This is a genomic window from Neisseria sp. P0021.S006 (assembly GCF_051956895.1).
Window position 1 is genome coordinate 1 of the sequence record NZ_JBQCWZ010000475.1, and the last position, 1,049, is coordinate 1,049.

Annotated in this window: 1 protein-coding gene; it reads left to right on the forward strand. The window is 43.9% G+C overall.

The features are described from left to right. Positions 1-752: ADP-glyceromanno-heptose 6-epimerase (rfaD, locus tag ACTHUM_RS15095; protein WP_440403301.1), on the forward strand; the 752-nt coding region annotated here is incomplete at its 5' end. Positions 753-1,049: the final 297 nt, after the last annotated feature.

The following is a 1,049-nucleotide window of genomic DNA, read 5'->3' on the forward strand; positions in this document are numbered from 1 at the left end:
ATCATGATGGTCTTTACATGATGGACAACAACTACCAGTACACGCTCGATCTCTTGGACTGGTGTCAGGATGAACGCATTCCGTTCCTTTATGCCTCCAGCGCTGCTGTATATGGTAAGGGCGAAATCTTCCGCGAAGAGCGCGAACTGGAAAAACCGCTCAATGTGTATGGCTACTCTAAATTCTTGTTTGACCAAGTATTGCGCCGCCGAATGGAAGAAGGTTTGACCGCCCGAGTCGTCGGCTTCCGCTACTTCAATGTTTACGGACAACAGGAACAACACAAAGGCCGTATGGCATCGGTTGCCTTCCATCATTTCCACCAATACCGCGAGCATGGTTATGTTAATCTGTTTGGCGCTAATGACGGCTACGGTAATGGCGAGCAAACACGCGATTTTGTCAGCGTAGAAGACGTTGCCAAAGTTAACCTTTACTTCTTCGATCATCCCGAGCTTTCAGGCATCTTCAATCTCGGTACAGGTCGTAGCCAACAGTTTAACGATCTTGCCGCTGCCACCGTCAACGCCTGCCGTGCAGCCGAAGGCAAGCCTGAAATGAGTTTGAAAGAGTTGGTTGAAGAAGAACTTATTCGTTATATCCCATTCCCAGATGCGCTTAAAGGCAAATATCAGAGCTTTACTCAAGCGGATATCACCAAGCTGCGCGAAGCCGGGTATAAAGAAGAATTCTTGGATGTAAAACAAGGCGTCAGCCGTTACGTTAAATGGATGCTGGAAAACTTGGTTTAATCCTTCTTGGCTTAAATGAAGAAAGGCCGTCTGAAAAAGGATTTTCAGACGGCCTCATCATTTTGGGAGGCTTTAAAATTATAAATTTGCCTTTATTCGATAAGAATGGAAATAGCGTTTTTTACAACAAAGGTTTCAAAAAGGCTTAGTAGGGTAGCAGTGGATCTGCTGGAGTATTTGTAAAAGCTGTTGAGATATTATAGGTGTGAATAGATGAAATGAGACGATGCTATAACCAGTAAAGTAAAAATGACTGGAAGTTTTTTAGTCTATTTATATTTAGGGACTGTACTAGAT